The sequence below is a fragment of the Denitratisoma sp. agr-D3 genome (genome assembly GCF_054658675.1).
In genome coordinates this window covers 386,440-400,243 of sequence record NZ_BAAGIA010000003.1, presented here as the reverse complement: position 1 = coordinate 400,243, position 13,804 = coordinate 386,440, and the positions used below count along the sequence as shown (strand labels likewise).

The following is a 13,804-nucleotide window of genomic DNA, read 5'->3' as shown; positions in this document are numbered from 1 at the left end:
ATCAATGGCCTAAGGGCCGCGCTGTGTGAACCGCGTGACCGGCAGCGTTCCGCCAGTATTGAGCGCGCAAAAACGCCCTGGCGTCTTATCGCCGCATCAGCGCGAACACGCCCCAGCCCAGGTATTCGCGGGTGTAGGCGACGTGGCGTTCGGGTTCCGAGGTGAGCTTGGCGCGAACCTCCGGCGCCAACTCGTCGTCGGGGTTGGCGTCAAGCCAGCGGCGCATGGTGAGCCATTTGGCTGCTTCGTATCGGTCCCAACCGTCCTGGTTGGCCAACACCATTTCCACCACGTCGTAACCGAGGCGGCCGAACGAGGCCACCAGTTCCGGCAGCAGGAGGAAGTCGGCGATGGCGTTGGCCAAGCAGCCCTTGGCGATGGCTTCCGTCGGCGGCAATTGTCGCCAGTAAGGCTCGCCGATGAGGATGATCCCGCCGCTGCGCAGGCTTCGCGCCAACAGTTCGATCGTGCCGGCCACGCCTCCGGCAATCCAGCTCGCACCGATGCAGGCGGCCACGTCCACCTTCTCGGTGGCGACGTAACCCGCCGCATCGCCGTGGATGAACGTCACTTGCTGGGCGACGCCGAGTTCTTCGGCATGAAGCTTTGCTTGCCCGGTGAACAAGGGGCTCATGTCGATGCCGGTACCGACGACGCCGTGATCCCGCGCCCAGGTGCACAGCATCTCCCCGGAACCGCTGCCGAGGTCCAGCACCCGGGCCCCCGGTGCCAGGCGCAACGCCGCGCCGAGGGTGGCGAACTTGTCGGGCGTGAACGGGTTGTGAATGCGGTGCGCACTTTCGGTGATGTTGAATATGCGGGGGATGTCCATTGCGGTGGTTTCTGATGGGGCGAGTGGGTTTGGTCAGGGCTTACGTGGAGTTGAGGGAGCTCGCGCGGCTTTTCGTGCGAGGTCCCTCACGAACGCCGGGTTAGGGGCGTTATTGCTTATGCCAACCACTTTCTTTCTTCACGAAATGTAGTTTCCCGACAATGACGACTGCCTCGCCGGGCTGAAACAGCTTGCTCTGCGAGTTCATAAAGGGCGGCTTCTTCAAGTGAGGACTCATCGAGAACTTCTTTCGCTCTGCGTCATACTCGGCATAGCATGGCGCGATAAAAGTAAGTTGGGCTTTGTAGTCCATTACGTAGCTATGAATTCCAAACACCTCGGAGCTTTGACCATCGGTCTTTTCAAAAGCAGAAACCTTCACGCATTTGTCTTTTCGCGACCAGATCGATGACAGTGCGTCCTGAGCTAAGGAAATGGACGGCGTGTCAGCAGCTTGGGTGCTGAGTGATACAGCAAGGGAGGCAACAAGAAGTAGTGGGGAGATTTTCATTCGATCAGTTCCAAAATGGGAGTAACGCCCCTAACGTTTGAATTCACCGGCCTGCGCAGCTTTTCGCGCAGGTCCGGTGGAATGATGGGTTAGTCATTAGTTGGCGTCCCACTTTGTTTGGCTTGCTGGGCGGCCGCGTATTTCTGAGAGAGTTGCTGCACCATACGGAATATCTCAGCCCAATTTGCGGTTCTGGGCGGGGGTTCTTCGGGTTGAACGACAACCGGAATTGGCTGCGATTCAACGATTTCGCTTTCGGCAGTTTCCTCCTTAGCACTTACCGGAACTGAGAAATGCTTTAGTGCTTCAGATAGCCGGGAATATAGAAGCAGGTTTCGCTTCTTACTGACACGTTCGGCAAACTCCTGTTTGAGATGGTCGTTGATGTATGACTTGCTTTCATAGTGCAGGCCATAGTCCGCATCGCGCGTGACGATAACGAGTTCGGCATTTTCCTTCTGTGCGCAATACACCATCCATTCCCAGTTAATCGCGTCACCAATGGACGTGTCATTCTTCTTTCGCGGAGGGCACCCATGTAAGAAGCGGCGGAACGCTTTTCGCCGAATGAAGTGTCGAATCTTATCCTCACGGGTCAGCACTAGGGAATCAGTTCGATGAAAAATCCGCTGGCACGCTTGATAGACTGGATCGTATCTGGTCGGGTTTTCAAGAGCTTTCGTGAGCTTTGCCTTCAGTGCCTTTACTCGCTTCTCGGCATCCTTCATGCCACGCGTGAGCGCTTCCGATGCACGCGCATCAGAAAAAATACCGGGCCGCAAGATCTGGCCAGGCGCCTTGAGATCCTGAATGCCTTCCACGATCGCCACCTGCCGATTTCGCTTGAATTCCGATTCAAGTTGATAAGTAACGATGACCTTGTCTGCGATGGTTTCTACATGCTTGAGTAGTGCTAAACCCGTCTCGTTACGAGAGCGATAGAAGTCGAGCCAGATATTGGTATCGACGAACAGCAGCTTCTTTATCTTGGTGGCCATAGCAGTCTCGTTCTGATGGCTAACGTGAAGGTAACCGGCCTTGCGCGGCTTTATGCGCAAGGTCCGTGTTGACCGCAGGGTTAGAGGGCTGCGCCATCATTGCTCGGTGGTGTGTAGGTGTAGGCAATGCGAGGTGTTAGCTCGGTCATTGCGTAGTGAACAAACTGTTGGCCTAGTTCGGTAAGTTCGTAGAGTTCCTCTTCGTCGAAAGCGGAGGTGAGTACCTTTGAACCGCCCCCCGAGCTTCGTTTCGCAGCGGGTTTTGCGATGAAGTTTCCGTAGTAGTCGGTTTCGCGATGCTGGCGGATGACGCTACCCATGCTGAGGTCACGAATCAATAGTTTGTACAGGTCGGCGTCGGCAGAGTCTTCGCGAACTGGCCCCTTTCCGATTTTTCGCCAAACAGCCCCACGGCTAATGCCGTTGGAGTTGTATATCGCGCCTATGACCTTGAAGTGAAGTTCTGAGTATTGACCAATCCAGTCAATGAACATGCGGACAACATCGTCACTCGAAACCGTAGAAGCGGCAGCATTGCTAAGAAGATTTCTGATGAGAACGCGCTTGTCTTCGCTTTCCGCGCCCGACCAATCGCGGAAAGTCTTCTTGACCAGCGACTGAAATTCTCGGCTCTCGACTCGTTTAGCGATCTTCTCGTTTTGAAGATCGAGACGCGCCATAATTTCAATTACAGTGGCCTCCTTTTCACGAATCTCCTCTTCGAGCATGCGGACCCATTGATCGAAGAACTGGTTTACCTTCTCCTGCTCACGTTCTGACCACGCGCCAGCAATGGCTGAAAGAAGACCACCCAAAATGGGAACGGCGCCGCTTGCAACTTGGAGTGCGCCACGGATGACTTTCCCGGCCTTACCCTCTTCAGGCAATTCGGAACCGCTGTCAGGTGGATCAGTAGTCATGTAGCCCTCTAACGTGTTGTAGACGACAAAACGGGAAGTAAACAGATTATTGGACACATGATTTCTTCCCCTTCCAGGATCTATCCGTTTGGATTTAAACACATCTCCCAAAGATAAGCCCATCGGCATGTCCAATCATCTGTCCACGTAATACCTCAAGCTGTTCGCGGTATTCGTTCTCTTCCTGGCTATGCAATGAAAAGCGGAAACGGCGCTTAGGTTTCATCACTGATGATCGTGTGCCGTTGGGGCTTGGTTGGTTCTTGGCAGGTCTTCCCGTGTATCCACGTCGTGGAAGATGCCGGGATCGTCCACCTCGCAGAGGGTGATCGCATGGGGTGCGGCTTGCAGCAGGGACCTGGCGCCTTCGTCGCCTTGTAAAGCTGTGAGTTGCTCGTACCACTGGCGGGCGAAGCCCACCGGGTGGCCGCGTTTGCCTTGGTGGCTGGGGACGGCGATGGCGGCGCCGGTTTGTAGGGCGGTGACGATGCGGCGGTGGGTGGTCGGGGCGATGAAGGGCATATCGCCCAGGGCCACTAGCCAGCCCGCTGCGTCGAGGCTAGTCAGCACACCGGCGGCGAGGCTGTGGCCCATGCCCAACTGGGTGTCCGCCGTGACGAGGATTTCGCAGCCCGCATCCATCAGTTGCGCGGCCAGGGCTTCCCGACCGGGGCGCAGCACGGCGATGACCCGGGGGCAGGCCTGGCGCAGGTTCATGGCCGCTGCCAGGGCCAGGGGCGTGCCGTCGGCCAGGGGATGGCTCAGTTTGTCGCTGCCGAAGCGGCGGCTGGCGCCGCCGGCGAGGAGGATGCCGACGATTGGGGGGGAGGGTGGGGTTTCCATGGGCTTGGGGCGGCGATGGGGTGTTGGGTTTTTAGCAGATGGCGGTGGGGGTGGTGTTGCGGTGCGTGCTTTGGGGTCTCGGTTTTTGGGGCTGTGTCCTTCGTGACTTCGCCCTTCGATACCTCAGGGCGAACGGTGTGGGGGAGGGGGCGAACGGTGGTGGTGATGGGGCGAAGGGTGGGGGTAATGGGGCGAACGGCGAGGACTAATGGAGGAGAGGGACGAAGGGAGGGACGAGTGGGGAACGATGTGCGCGGTGGAATGAGCGCTGGAGCGCGGCGCGGCGGGTAGTGGTTCGTGGTGGAGGAGTGAGTGATGTGGATAGGGCCAAGGGCGGCGAGGCGTGACTTTGGCGGGGCTGCCCTGGGGCGATGGCGACAGGCGGGCCTGGCCCGCCCTGTGGGGCTTCAGGCGATTTGGCAGCCGCTACCCAGGCGGGCGTTGTCCGTCGCCGCGCCTTGGGGCGGGCGGCGCAGGGCGGCGGTATCGGTCAGGCCGTTTTTCACCGCCGTCATTTCCGCCAGGATGGCGACGGCGATTTCCGGCGGGGTGTGGCTGCCGATGGGCAGGCCCACGGGGCCGTGGAGGCGGCCTACTTCCTCGGCGGATAAATCAAAGTGTTCCAGCAGGCGTTCGCGCCGTTTGTCGTTGTTGAGGCGGGAGCCCAGGGCGCCGACGTAGAAGGCGGGGGATTTGAGGGCTTCGAGCAGCGCCATGTCATCCAGCTTGGGGTCGTGGGTCAGGGCCACCACGGCGCTGTGGGGATCGAGGGCCAGTTCCAGCACCACGTCGTCGGGCATGCCGGGCACCAGCCTTGCGCCGGGGATGTCCCATTCGGCGCTGTATTCGACGCGGGGGTCGCAGATCAGCACTTCGTAGCCCAGGGCCTGGGCCATGGGGGCGAGGAAGCGCGATATCTGTCCGGCGCCGATGACCAGCAGGCGCCAGCCGGGGCCATGGGGGGTGACCAGGGTGTGGCCGTCCCAGCGCAGGGCGTCGCCCTTGCGGCCGTCGCTGACGGTGACTGCGCCGCTGTCCAGATCCACGCGACGCAGGGCCAATTGGCCGTTGCCGATGCGGGCGGCCAGGTCGTCCAGCAGGGCGGCATTGGGAGCGGGTTCGATCACCAGTTCCAGGGTGCCGCCGCAGGGTAGGCCGAAGCGCTGGGCCTCGTCGCGGGTGACGCCGTAGCGCAGCACGGTGGGGGCGCTGGTGGCGAATTCGCCCCGGCTCATGCGGGCGATCAGGTCATCCTCGATGCAGCCACCGGAAACGGAGCCCTGCACCAAGCCGTCGTCGCGCAGGGCCATCCAGGCGCCGGGCGGGCGCGGTGCCGAGCCCCAGGTGCGGGCCACGGTGACCAGGGCGAAACGGTGGCCGGCGGCGGCCCAGCGGCGGGCGGCGTCGAGGACTTGGGTGTCGAGGCTATCCATGGTTGTTCCTTTCCGATTAGCAGCAATCGCCAGCAAACTGGATCATTCCCGCGCAGGCGGGAATCCCGTGTTGTTCAGTCATCCCCAAAGTCCCTGGATTCCGGCCTGCGCGGGAATGACGTGTTCCCCCTGCCCTTCGACTTCGCGCTGCGCGCTTCGCTCAGGACGAACGGTGGTGGGCGTTGCTTCACGCGCAGGCCAAGTGGCTGCTGGTGGCGTGGCGGATGAGGGGCCGGTTCGGTGGCCCCGTTCATGGTTCGATACCTCACCACGAACGGGGGGAAACTTGGGTGGCGTTTTCACCATTCCCATTTCCCGTTCCCCATTTCTGTTCCCCGTTCCCATTTCCGTTGCCCGTTTTCATTACGCCGCCAGGTCCGCGCTGCTGAAGGGCAGGCGGGTCAGGTGCTTGCCCGTGGCGTTGGCGATGGCGTTGGCCACCGCGGGTGCCAGGGGCGGCACGCCGGGTTCGCCGATGCCGGTGGGGGCGGCGCTGGAGGGCACGATGTGCACTTCCACCTTGGGCATTTCGTTGATGCGCAGGGGCGGGTAGCCGTCGAAGTTGCCCTGTTCGACGCGGCCTTCCTTGAGGGTGATTTCGCCGTGCAGCGCCGCCGAGAGGGCGAAGCCGACGCCGCCTTCCACCTGGGAGCGGATGTTGTCGGGGTTGATGGCGGTGCCGCAATCCACGGCACAGACCACCCGGTCCACCTTGATGCTGCCGTCCTTGGCGATGGTGACTTCCGCCACCTGGGCGACGTAGGAGCTGAAGGATTCATGCACCGCCACGCCCCGGCCCCGGCGCTCACCCGCCTTGGTGGGTTTGAGGGGCTTGTGCCAGTCGGCCTTTTCCGCCGCCAGCTTGAGCACGCCGGCATGGCGCGGGTGCTTGTCCAGCAGTTCCAGGCGCAGGGCCACCGGGTCCTTGCCCGCTGCTGTAGCCACCTGATCGAGGAAGTTCTCGGTGGAGTAGGCGGTGTGGGACGAGCCGACGGAACGCCACCACAGCACGGGCACCTTGATGTCGCTAGGAGTGTGCAGGTCCACGGTCAGGTTGGGAATGGCGTAGGGCAGGTTGGCGGCGCCTTCCACCGAGACGTGGTCGATGCCGTCCTTGACCATGAAGGCCTCGAAGGCCGTGCCCTTGAGGATGGACTGGCCCACCAGCCGATGGCGCCAGCCGATGACCTTGCCGCTGGCGTCCAGGGCCGCTTCCAGGGCGTGATGGAACAGCGGACGGTAGTAGCCGCCGCGCATGTCGTCTTCCCGCAGCCAGACCAGCTTGACGGGCACGTTGCGCTGGCCCCGGTCGGCCAGGGCCTTGACGATGGCGGCGGTCTCGATCAGGTAGTCCGAGGTGGGCACGGCGCGGCGGCCGAAGCTGCCCCCGGCGTAGAGCATGTTGAGCTTGACCTGCTCGGGCTTGAGGCCGAAGACGGCGGCCAGGTGGTTCTGGTCCACGGTCTGCAACTGCTCGCCGTTCCAGGCTTCCAGCTCCGCGTCCTTGAGCACCATCACGCAGTTCATGGGTTCCATGGCGGCGTGGGCGAGGTAGGGAAAGTCGTAGCTGGCCTTCACCACCTTGGCGGCCTGGGCGAAGGCGGCGTCGGTATCGCCGTCGCGCCGGGCCGGGAGGCCGGGCTGCTTGGCCAGCTCCTTGTAGCGGGCGAGGATTTCATCGCTGCCCAGGGTGAAGGCGTCGCTCTCGTCCCACGTCACGGTCAGGGCATCGCGGCCCTTCTTGGCGCTCCAGGTATCGGTGGCCAGCACGGCCACGCCCTGGGGAATCTGCACCACGTTCACCACGCCCTTCACCGCCTTGGCGGCGCTGGCGTCGAAGGACTTCACCCTGCTGCCGAAGCGGGGCGGGTGGGCCACCAGGGCCACCAGCATGCCGGGCAGGTGCACGTCCTGGGTGAACTGGGCCTTGCCGTTGATCTTGTCGGCACTGTCCTTGCGCCTGGCCTGCTTGCCGATGAGGCGGAAGTCCTTGGGCTCCTTGAGTTTGACGATGTCGGGCACGTCTTCCTTGGCGGCGGCTTCGGCCAGTTGGCCGAAGGTCGCGCTGCGCTTGGTGGGGGCATGGCTGACGATGCCGTCCTTGACGCCGACTTCACCCGCAGGCACCTGCCATTGCTTGGCGGCGGCGCTCACCAGCATGGCGCGGCCCGTGGCGCCGGCCTTGCGCAACTGGTCCCAGGAATTGGCCATGGCGGTGCTGCCGCCGGTGCCCTGCATGGGGCCGAAGTTCAGGTTGTTGTAGCGCTTGGCGTCGGCGGGGGCGCCCTCGACGCGGACGTTAGCCCAAGCTGCATCCAGCTCCTCGGCGAGGATGGTGGCGAGGCCGGTGTAAGTGCCCTGGCCCATTTCCAGGTGCTTGGCAATCACCGTCACGGTGTTGTCGGCATTGATGCGGAGGAAAGCGTTGGGGGCGAAGGGTTCGGCACCGGCATGGCTGGCAGCGGCGGCCACCTTGCTGGCGGCGACGGGCAGGACGAAGCCCAGGGTGAGGCCGGCGCTACTTTGAATGAACTGGCGGCGGCTGAGGTTTTCAATGGTGGTCATGGTGTGCTCCTCAGGCCAGGGATTTCGCGGCTTCGTGGATGGCGGCGCGGATGCGCACGTAGGTGGCGCAGCGACACAGGTTGCCGCTCATGGCTGCGTCGATGTCGGCGTCGCTGGGCTTGCGGTTCTGCTTGAGCAGGGCCACCGCGCTCATGATCTGGCCGGACTGGCAGTAGCCGCACTGCACCACGTCCAGCTTGCGCCAGGCGTCCTGCACGGCCTTGCCGACCTTCTCGGCGTCCACCGCTTCGATGGTGGTGACCTTGCGTCCCGCCACGGCGGAAACGGGGGTGACGCAGGAACGGGTGGGGGTGCCGTCCACATGCACGGTACAGGCGCCGCACAGGGCCTGGCCGCAGCCGTACTTGGTGCCGGTCAGTTGCAGGTGGTCGCGCAGGGCCCAGAGTAGGGGCGTGTCGGGGGCGACATCGAGGGCCTGGCCTTTGCCGTTGATGGTGAGTTTGATCATGGGCGGCTCCGTTGTTGGGTTGGGGGCGGCCGGGCATGGCGGCCAGCTTGAGCGGCAATCTAGCGGATGGGGCGTCGGCGTCGATAACAAATTCCTGCGAAATTCTTGCCTGATCCTCCAAACTGATAGCCTAGTTCACAAAAGGGAAAAAAGAACCGGCTATGCTCGCGGATGTTCGAGAAGGGAGAAAACCATGGTGAGAGAAGGTGATTCCGCCGCGGCCGAAACGGGACCGTTGGCGCTGCTGCAACAGGAATTGATCGCCATTATTGAACGATATTGCGACGGCGACGGCATTCACGAAACGCCGATTCCGGGCTTGCTCCTTTACCGTTCTTCCGTGGCCAACCTGCCGTCCTGCGGCATCTACCGTTCTGCCCTGGCCCTGATTCCCCAGGGGGCGAAACGGGTGACCCTGGGGGATGAAACCTATGAATACGGCCGCAACCGCTACCTGGTGACCTCGGTGGACTTGCCCGTGGTGGCCCAGGTGACCCAGGCCTCGGCGGAAAAACCCATTCTCAGTTTTGTCTTCGATCTGGACCCGCAAAAGATCCGCAGTCTGATGGGCGACATGACCCTGCCGACGACGGCCCCCGGCGCCATGGCCCTGGGCCTGGCGGTGAGCGACCTGACCACGGCGGTGCTGGAACCGGCCCTGCGCATGGCCCGCCTGCTGGATACGCCGGCGGATATTCCCATCCTCGCGCCCTTGCTGGAGCGGGAACTGCTCTACCGCCTGCTCACCGGCGAGCGCGGCGCCCATCTGCGCAACATGGCCGTGGCCGACAGCCACAGCCAGCGCATCGCCCAGGCCATCGGCTGGCTGCGGGGCAACTTCGACAAGCCCCTGTCCATCGACGAGCTGGCCAGCACCGCCAACATGAGCAAGTCGTCCCTGCACCAGCACTTCAAGGCGCTCACCGCCATGAGCCCGCTGCAATACCAGAAGCACCTGCGTTTGCAGGAAGCACGGCGCCTGATGCTGACCGAAATGCACGACGCCGCCTCGGCGGGCCATCGGGTCGGCTACGAAAGCCCTTCCCAGTTCAGCCGCGAATACCGCCGCCTGTTCGGCGCACCGCCCTTGAAGGACATGGCGCGCCTGCGTCAGGGGGCTTAGGTATTGAAGAGGAGCGAGTGGGACTCAATGGTGAAGTGAACTTGGTCGCAGAGATTGCTGGGAGTCGTCACTTCTTACTGCTCTTTCACGAAGATAGCTGTTTCAAAATGTGGAAGCTGTGTTGGTTCGGGGCACATAAAACTTGATCCATGCCATGGCCCTGAAAAGTCCCCGCCACCACGTCCATAGATGACTAGTTCACCCAAAATCTTCCCGTCCGAGCGTCGCACAATCCAACATTTATCACGGGAAAGTTCCGGGTTTCCTTTCATGTAGTAATGAACTTCGCATTCATCGTAGTATTCATCTGATGCTTTTGCCTCGTTTTTTCGTGGAATCTTGAGGCGGCCAAATTTATCCAGCAGCTTGTTGTATTTCTCTGGCGGTAACTTCACTTTTTCATAAACCTTTACCCCGCCATCCATGGCGCACAGCCGCCTGACCTCGGCATCCAGTTCGGCCTTGGAAGGCGACGTACTGCATGCGGCAAGACCCAGCAGCAGAAGGATTGAAATCAATAGCCTCACAAGGCGCCCCTTTCATTTATGCCATGCCAATGATCCTGGCGGCCATGTTACTGCCCGGCTGGTGGCGATGGGCCGCGCTGCAAGAATCGATGCGTGGGTCCGTGCGGTGGCGCACTGATCGGTGCCGGGTCTCATGGATGGCGAGGGGGATGGCCTGGACCTACAATGGCGGCGATCCCCACCGCTGCGAACGGGGACGTCGACGCCTTGAGGAGAATCGTCATGACCGTTCTGTCCCGCATCTTGCGCCTGCTGGTGCTGTTGTCCTGTTGCGTGTTGTGGTCCGCCGCCGGTGCCGCCGGATCGGTGGGCGTGGTCTTGCTCCACGGTAAGGGCGGTACGCCCGATAACGTGAAGGGCCTGGGCGAGGCCTTGAGCGCGGCGGGCTATCGGGTGGTGGCGCCGGAAATGCCCTGGTCGAAGTTCCGCCTCTACAACCTGCCCCTGGCCCAGGCCCAGGAGGAGATCGACCGTGCTTGCGAGCATCTGCGTCGCCAGGGCGCCCGGCGCCTGGTGATCATCGGCCACAGCATGGGCGGCAACATGGTCCTGGCCTACGGCGCGGTGCGTCCTGGCCTGGCCGGCATCGTCGCCCTGGCGCCGGGTCATACCGTGGAGCGGGCGGAAACCCGCAGTCTGTTCGCCGATAGCGTGGCCCGGGCGCGGGAGCAGGTGCGGGAAGGCAAGGGCCGCGAGCCGGACGAATACGACGACATCAGCCAGGGCAAGGTGGTGCCGGTGGTGACCAGCGCCGAGGCCTATTTGAGCTATTTCGATCCCGAGGGACAGGCCAACATGCCCGCCGCCGCGAGAAAGCTGACGGCGCCCCTGCTCTGGGTCGCGGGCAGCCGCGATGCGATGGTGATGAACCTGGGGCCCGACTATGCCTTCGCCCTGGCGCCGAATCGGGGTCTCAACCGTTACGCGGTGGTGGACGCCGACCACATGGGCACGCCCGATGCGGCCAAGGAAGTGGTGTTGGCCTGGTTGAAGCGGGTGCTGGCGAAGCGCTGAAGATCGTGAGACGAGGACGGTCGTCGTCCCCGCGCAGGCGGGGACCTGGTGACTTGGCGGAGAGAGGACACGCCCCTGGATTCCCGCTTGCGCGGGAATGACGGACGTGGAGGAATGACGGCAATGGTTGGCGTGGCGGCAAGCAACGCTACGCGCCTATTCTTTTCCGCGTTCGCTGGATGGACGCGAGCCTGGACGGCGTTCCGTTTCGACCTGCTGATGAAAGCGTCGCGCGGGTGTGACGGGCTTGATTCGGGCCTTATTCAGAGCGCAGGGCCTCGATGGGGTCGAGACGGGCGGCGCGGCGCGCGGGCATCACCCCTGCTGCGAGGCCCACGGCCACGGCGCTGATTTCCGCCACCAGGGCATAGGCCCAGGGCAGTTGCACCGGCAGGGCGGGAATCAGCAGGTGCAGCAGGCGGCCGATGCCCCAGCCCAGCAGTAATCCGCTGGCGCCGCCCAGGGCCGCGAGGGCGGCGGCCTCGCCGAGGAAGAGGGCGAGGATGCGCCGTTGGGTGGCGCCCAGGGCGCGCAGCAGGCCGATTTCCGCCGTGCGCTCGGACACCGCGATGGTGAGGATGGTGAGGATGCCGATGCCGCCCACCAACAGCGAAATGCCGCCGATGGCGGCGACGGCGAAGGTGATGGCGCCGAGGATGGTGTCGAAGGTTTCCAGCATCTTGGCCTGGGGCGTGATGGTGAAGTCCTCGCGGCCGTGGCGCGCGATCAGGGCGTGGCGCAGGCTGGCCTCCACTTCCGCCAGGGGCGTCAGCGGGTCGTAGCTGACGTGGATTTCCGCCAGGCTTTCCCGATTGAACATTTCCAGGGCGCGGCCGACGGGGATGTACACCATGTCGTCCAGGTCCATGCCCAGCACCTGGCCCTTGGGCGCCATGACGCCGATGACGCGGTAGCGTTCGCCGCCCACCCGCATGCGCTGGCCGAGGGGGCTTCGCTCGGGGAACAGTTCCTCCGCCGCCTTGGCGCCGAGGACGACGAAAGCCCGCGCAGCGCGGGGGTCGTCGTTGGGTAGGAAGCTGCCCTGGGCCACTTCCATTTTCACTACGTCGGTCATGGCGTGGCTGACACCGTAGATCATCACCCGCCGCGAACGGCGGCCACTGTCGCCTTCCACCGCGATTTCACCGTTACCCTGCACCGTGGGGTCGGCGGCAAGGATGTGGGGGGCGCGACGCAGGGCCAGGGCATCGTCGATGGACAGGGGGCGCACGGTGTTGATGGCGCCCACCGGCCCGCCCCGGGTGTCGGTGTGGCCCGGGGCGATGCCGATGATGTTGGTGCCGAACTGGGTGAATTCGTCCACGATGAAGCGTTGCAGCCCCTGGCCGATGCTGGTGAGCAGGATCACCGCGGCGATGCCGATGGCGATGCCGAGGGCGGACAGGAAGGTGCGCAGCCGGTGGGAAGCCAGGGACTGGAAGGCGAAGCGGAAGAAGTCGGCGCCGCGCATGGGAGGGGGTCAGCGCACGTCGTACTCGAAGGTGGCGGCCAGGCGGCCTTCGACGAAGACTTGCAGGCGCCGGTGGCCCGCCGGTTCGTTCTGGCCCACGGACCATTCACCGTAGATCTGGCCGTCCACCGGCGCCAGTTGGCGCTGGCTGACCTGGTTGCGGCGCTGGGGCGGCTGCTTGAAGCCTTCGAGGAACTCGTCCTTTGCCGCGCCCTCCGTCGCCTTGGCATCGGCCTTGGCGGGCAGGGCGATCAGGTATTCCTCCCGCACCGAGACGTTGCGCTTGGCGGTTTTCAACTCGATGATCCAGCCGTAGCGCTGGCCCACGATGCGGGGCACCAGGTTGGTGGGTTCGAAGGACAGTTCGTTGGGGGTGCTGGCGTCGAACAGGCCGAACTGGCTGGAAACGATTTCCACCGGCCCGTCCGTCGGCGGCGCGGCGAAGCCCGGCGCGGCGAACAGCCAGCAGGCCAGGGCGAGGAGGATGGCGAGGGGATGGAAGGGGCGATGCGTCATGGGCAGTGGTCGGCGCGATTGCGCGGAGTGGGATGTCGTCCGCGATGATAGCCGAGGCCGGGGCCTGACCGTCCGTGATCAGTCCTCGTCGCCGCCCGCCACGGCGATGGCGTCGGCGATGGGCACCGGCACGTCCTTCAGGCGGCTGATGGTCTCGCCTTGGCAATAGCGCTTGCCGCGCATGACCCGGTCTTTTTCCACCACCAGGCCATCGCCCCGGCCGGGAATGCTGAAGACCACGAAGCCCATGTTTTCGACGCCGAAGCGCAGGTAGGCGCCCAGATGGCCGTTGATGAAGACCGCGCCCTTGGTCACGGACTTTCCCTTGTCCCCGGCCTCGGGCAGTTCCAGCAGCAGGGCGTCGCTGGTGCCGTAGCGAAAGGTTGGCCGGGAAATTTTTTTGCCCAGGCTGTGGGCGCAGACGGACACCAGGCGCTGTTCGATGGCGCAGGCGAAGAGGACGATTTCGCCGGTCTGGCACAGATGCCCGGCCGCCCGCGCCGGCGTCGCCCAGGCCAGACTGCCGGCCACAAACAGGGCCGGGAGCCAGGACGATAGGAAAAGGGGAGCGGCGGGCATGGT

14 protein-coding genes are annotated in these 13,804 nt (G+C 63.6%); 2 read left to right on the top strand and 12 right to left on the bottom strand.

What is annotated here, in order from left to right; genetic code table 11:
• Window positions 1–85: 85 nt before the first annotated feature.
• From ACYQ2U_RS10455 to ACYQ2U_RS10420, 8 genes are all read right to left on the bottom strand, one after another.
• On the bottom strand, window positions 86–832 hold the full coding sequence (locus tag ACYQ2U_RS10455) for an SAM-dependent methyltransferase (protein ID WP_459950307.1): 747 nt from the start codon (window positions 830–832) through the stop codon (window positions 86–88).
• Between the two features lie 109 nt (window positions 833–941).
• Window positions 942–1,343, bottom strand: a complete 402-nt coding sequence (locus ACYQ2U_RS10450; protein ID WP_459950306.1) for a hypothetical protein — start codon at window positions 1,341–1,343, stop codon at window positions 942–944.
• Window positions 1,344–1,432: 89 nt separating this feature from the next.
• A complete protein-coding gene (locus tag ACYQ2U_RS10445) occupies window positions 1,433–2,341 on the bottom strand; it encodes a PIN domain-containing protein (RefSeq protein WP_459950305.1) in 909 nt (302 codons plus the stop codon).
• A gap of 80 nt (window positions 2,342–2,421) precedes the next feature.
• Entirely contained in the window at window positions 2,422–3,390 is a 969-nt protein-coding gene (locus ACYQ2U_RS10440) for a hypothetical protein (protein WP_459950565.1), read from the bottom strand.
• A 96-nt stretch (window positions 3,391–3,486) separates the two neighbouring features.
• On the bottom strand, window positions 3,487–4,104 hold the full coding sequence (locus ACYQ2U_RS10435) for a nucleotidyltransferase family protein (protein ID WP_459950304.1): 618 nt from the start codon (window positions 4,102–4,104) through the stop codon (window positions 3,487–3,489).
• Between the two features lie 407 nt (window positions 4,105–4,511).
• On the bottom strand, window positions 4,512–5,537 hold the full coding sequence (locus tag ACYQ2U_RS10430; protein ID WP_459950303.1) for an XdhC family protein: 1,026 nt from the start codon (window positions 5,535–5,537) through the stop codon (window positions 4,512–4,514).
• 363 nt (window positions 5,538–5,900) lie between these two features.
• A complete protein-coding gene (locus ACYQ2U_RS10425; protein ID WP_459950302.1) occupies window positions 5,901–8,102 on the bottom strand; it encodes a xanthine dehydrogenase family protein molybdopterin-binding subunit in 2,202 nt (733 codons plus the stop codon).
• 10 nt (window positions 8,103–8,112) lie between these two features.
• Window positions 8,113–8,571 (bottom strand): (2Fe-2S)-binding protein, encoded by a 459-nt coding sequence (locus tag ACYQ2U_RS10420; RefSeq protein WP_459950301.1) that lies wholly within the window; start codon window positions 8,569–8,571, stop codon window positions 8,113–8,115.
• A 193-nt stretch (window positions 8,572–8,764) separates the two neighbouring features.
• On the opposite strand from ACYQ2U_RS10420, the gene ACYQ2U_RS10415 reads away from it, so the two are divergent.
• Window positions 8,765–9,694, top strand: coding sequence for an AraC family transcriptional regulator (locus ACYQ2U_RS10415; protein WP_459950300.1), 930 nt, complete (start codon window positions 8,765–8,767; stop codon window positions 9,692–9,694).
• Window positions 9,695–9,768: 74 nt separating this feature from the next.
• Here the strand turns inward: ACYQ2U_RS10415 and ACYQ2U_RS10410 are convergent, their stop codons facing one another.
• Window positions 9,769–10,221 carry a hypothetical protein gene (locus ACYQ2U_RS10410; RefSeq protein WP_459950299.1) on the bottom strand — a complete coding sequence of 151 codons (453 nt, stop codon included), beginning with the start codon at window positions 10,219–10,221 and terminating at the stop codon, window positions 9,769–9,771.
• 222 nt (window positions 10,222–10,443) lie between these two features.
• Here ACYQ2U_RS10410 and ACYQ2U_RS10405 point away from each other — a divergent pair, with 222 nt between their 5' ends.
• Window positions 10,444–11,235: an alpha/beta hydrolase gene (locus tag ACYQ2U_RS10405; RefSeq protein WP_459950298.1), complete on the top strand. Its 792-nt coding sequence runs from the start codon at window positions 10,444–10,446 to the stop codon at window positions 11,233–11,235.
• 259 nt (window positions 11,236–11,494) lie between these two features.
• Here ACYQ2U_RS10405 and ACYQ2U_RS10400 read toward each other — a convergent pair whose 3' ends face one another.
• The 3 genes from ACYQ2U_RS10400 to ACYQ2U_RS10390 all read right to left on the bottom strand — a co-directional run bounded on the left by ACYQ2U_RS10400 (window position 11,495) and on the right by ACYQ2U_RS10390 (window position 13,801).
• A complete protein-coding gene (locus tag ACYQ2U_RS10400) occupies window positions 11,495–12,706 on the bottom strand; it encodes an ABC transporter permease (RefSeq protein WP_459950297.1) in 1,212 nt (403 codons plus the stop codon).
• A gap of 9 nt (window positions 12,707–12,715) precedes the next feature.
• Window positions 12,716–13,222 carry a hypothetical protein gene (locus ACYQ2U_RS10395; RefSeq protein WP_459950296.1) on the bottom strand — a complete coding sequence of 169 codons (507 nt, stop codon included), beginning with the start codon at window positions 13,220–13,222 and terminating at the stop codon, window positions 12,716–12,718.
• A 78-nt stretch (window positions 13,223–13,300) separates the two neighbouring features.
• Window positions 13,301–13,801: a hypothetical protein gene (locus tag ACYQ2U_RS10390; protein ID WP_459950295.1), complete on the bottom strand. Its 501-nt coding sequence runs from the start codon at window positions 13,799–13,801 to the stop codon at window positions 13,301–13,303.
• Window positions 13,802–13,804 lie beyond the last annotated feature (3 nt).

Coding starts and splice junctions, on each gene's coding strand:
- ACYQ2U_RS10420 (WP_459950301.1), bottom strand. CDS start 8,571: ATGATCAAACTCACCATCAACGGCAAAGGCCAGGCCCTCGATGTCGCC.
- ACYQ2U_RS10415 (WP_459950300.1), top strand. CDS start 8,765: ATGGTGAGAGAAGGTGATTCCGCCGCGGCCGAAACGGGACCGTTGGCG.
- ACYQ2U_RS10405 (WP_459950298.1), top strand. CDS start 10,444: ATGACCGTTCTGTCCCGCATCTTGCGCCTGCTGGTGCTGTTGTCCTGT.
- ACYQ2U_RS10430 (WP_459950303.1), bottom strand. CDS start 5,537: ATGGATAGCCTCGACACCCAAGTCCTCGACGCCGCCCGCCGCTGGGCC.
- ACYQ2U_RS10440 (WP_459950565.1), bottom strand. CDS start 3,390: ATGCCGATGGGCTTATCTTTGGGAGATGTGTTTAAATCCAAACGGATA.
- ACYQ2U_RS10435 (WP_459950304.1), bottom strand. CDS start 4,104: ATGGAAACCCCACCCTCCCCCCCAATCGTCGGCATCCTCCTCGCCGGC.
- ACYQ2U_RS10395 (WP_459950296.1), bottom strand. CDS start 13,222: ATGACGCATCGCCCCTTCCATCCCCTCGCCATCCTCCTCGCCCTGGCC.
- ACYQ2U_RS10450 (WP_459950306.1), bottom strand. CDS start 1,343: ATGAAAATCTCCCCACTACTTCTTGTTGCCTCCCTTGCTGTATCACTC.
- ACYQ2U_RS10445 (WP_459950305.1), bottom strand. CDS start 2,341: ATGGCCACCAAGATAAAGAAGCTGCTGTTCGTCGATACCAATATCTGG.
- ACYQ2U_RS10400 (WP_459950297.1), bottom strand. CDS start 12,706: ATGCGCGGCGCCGACTTCTTCCGCTTCGCCTTCCAGTCCCTGGCTTCC.
- ACYQ2U_RS10390 (WP_459950295.1), bottom strand. CDS start 13,801: ATGCCCGCCGCTCCCCTTTTCCTATCGTCCTGGCTCCCGGCCCTGTTT.
- ACYQ2U_RS10425 (WP_459950302.1), bottom strand. CDS start 8,102: ATGACCACCATTGAAAACCTCAGCCGCCGCCAGTTCATTCAAAGTAGC.
- ACYQ2U_RS10455 (WP_459950307.1), bottom strand. CDS start 832: ATGGACATCCCCCGCATATTCAACATCACCGAAAGTGCGCACCGCATT.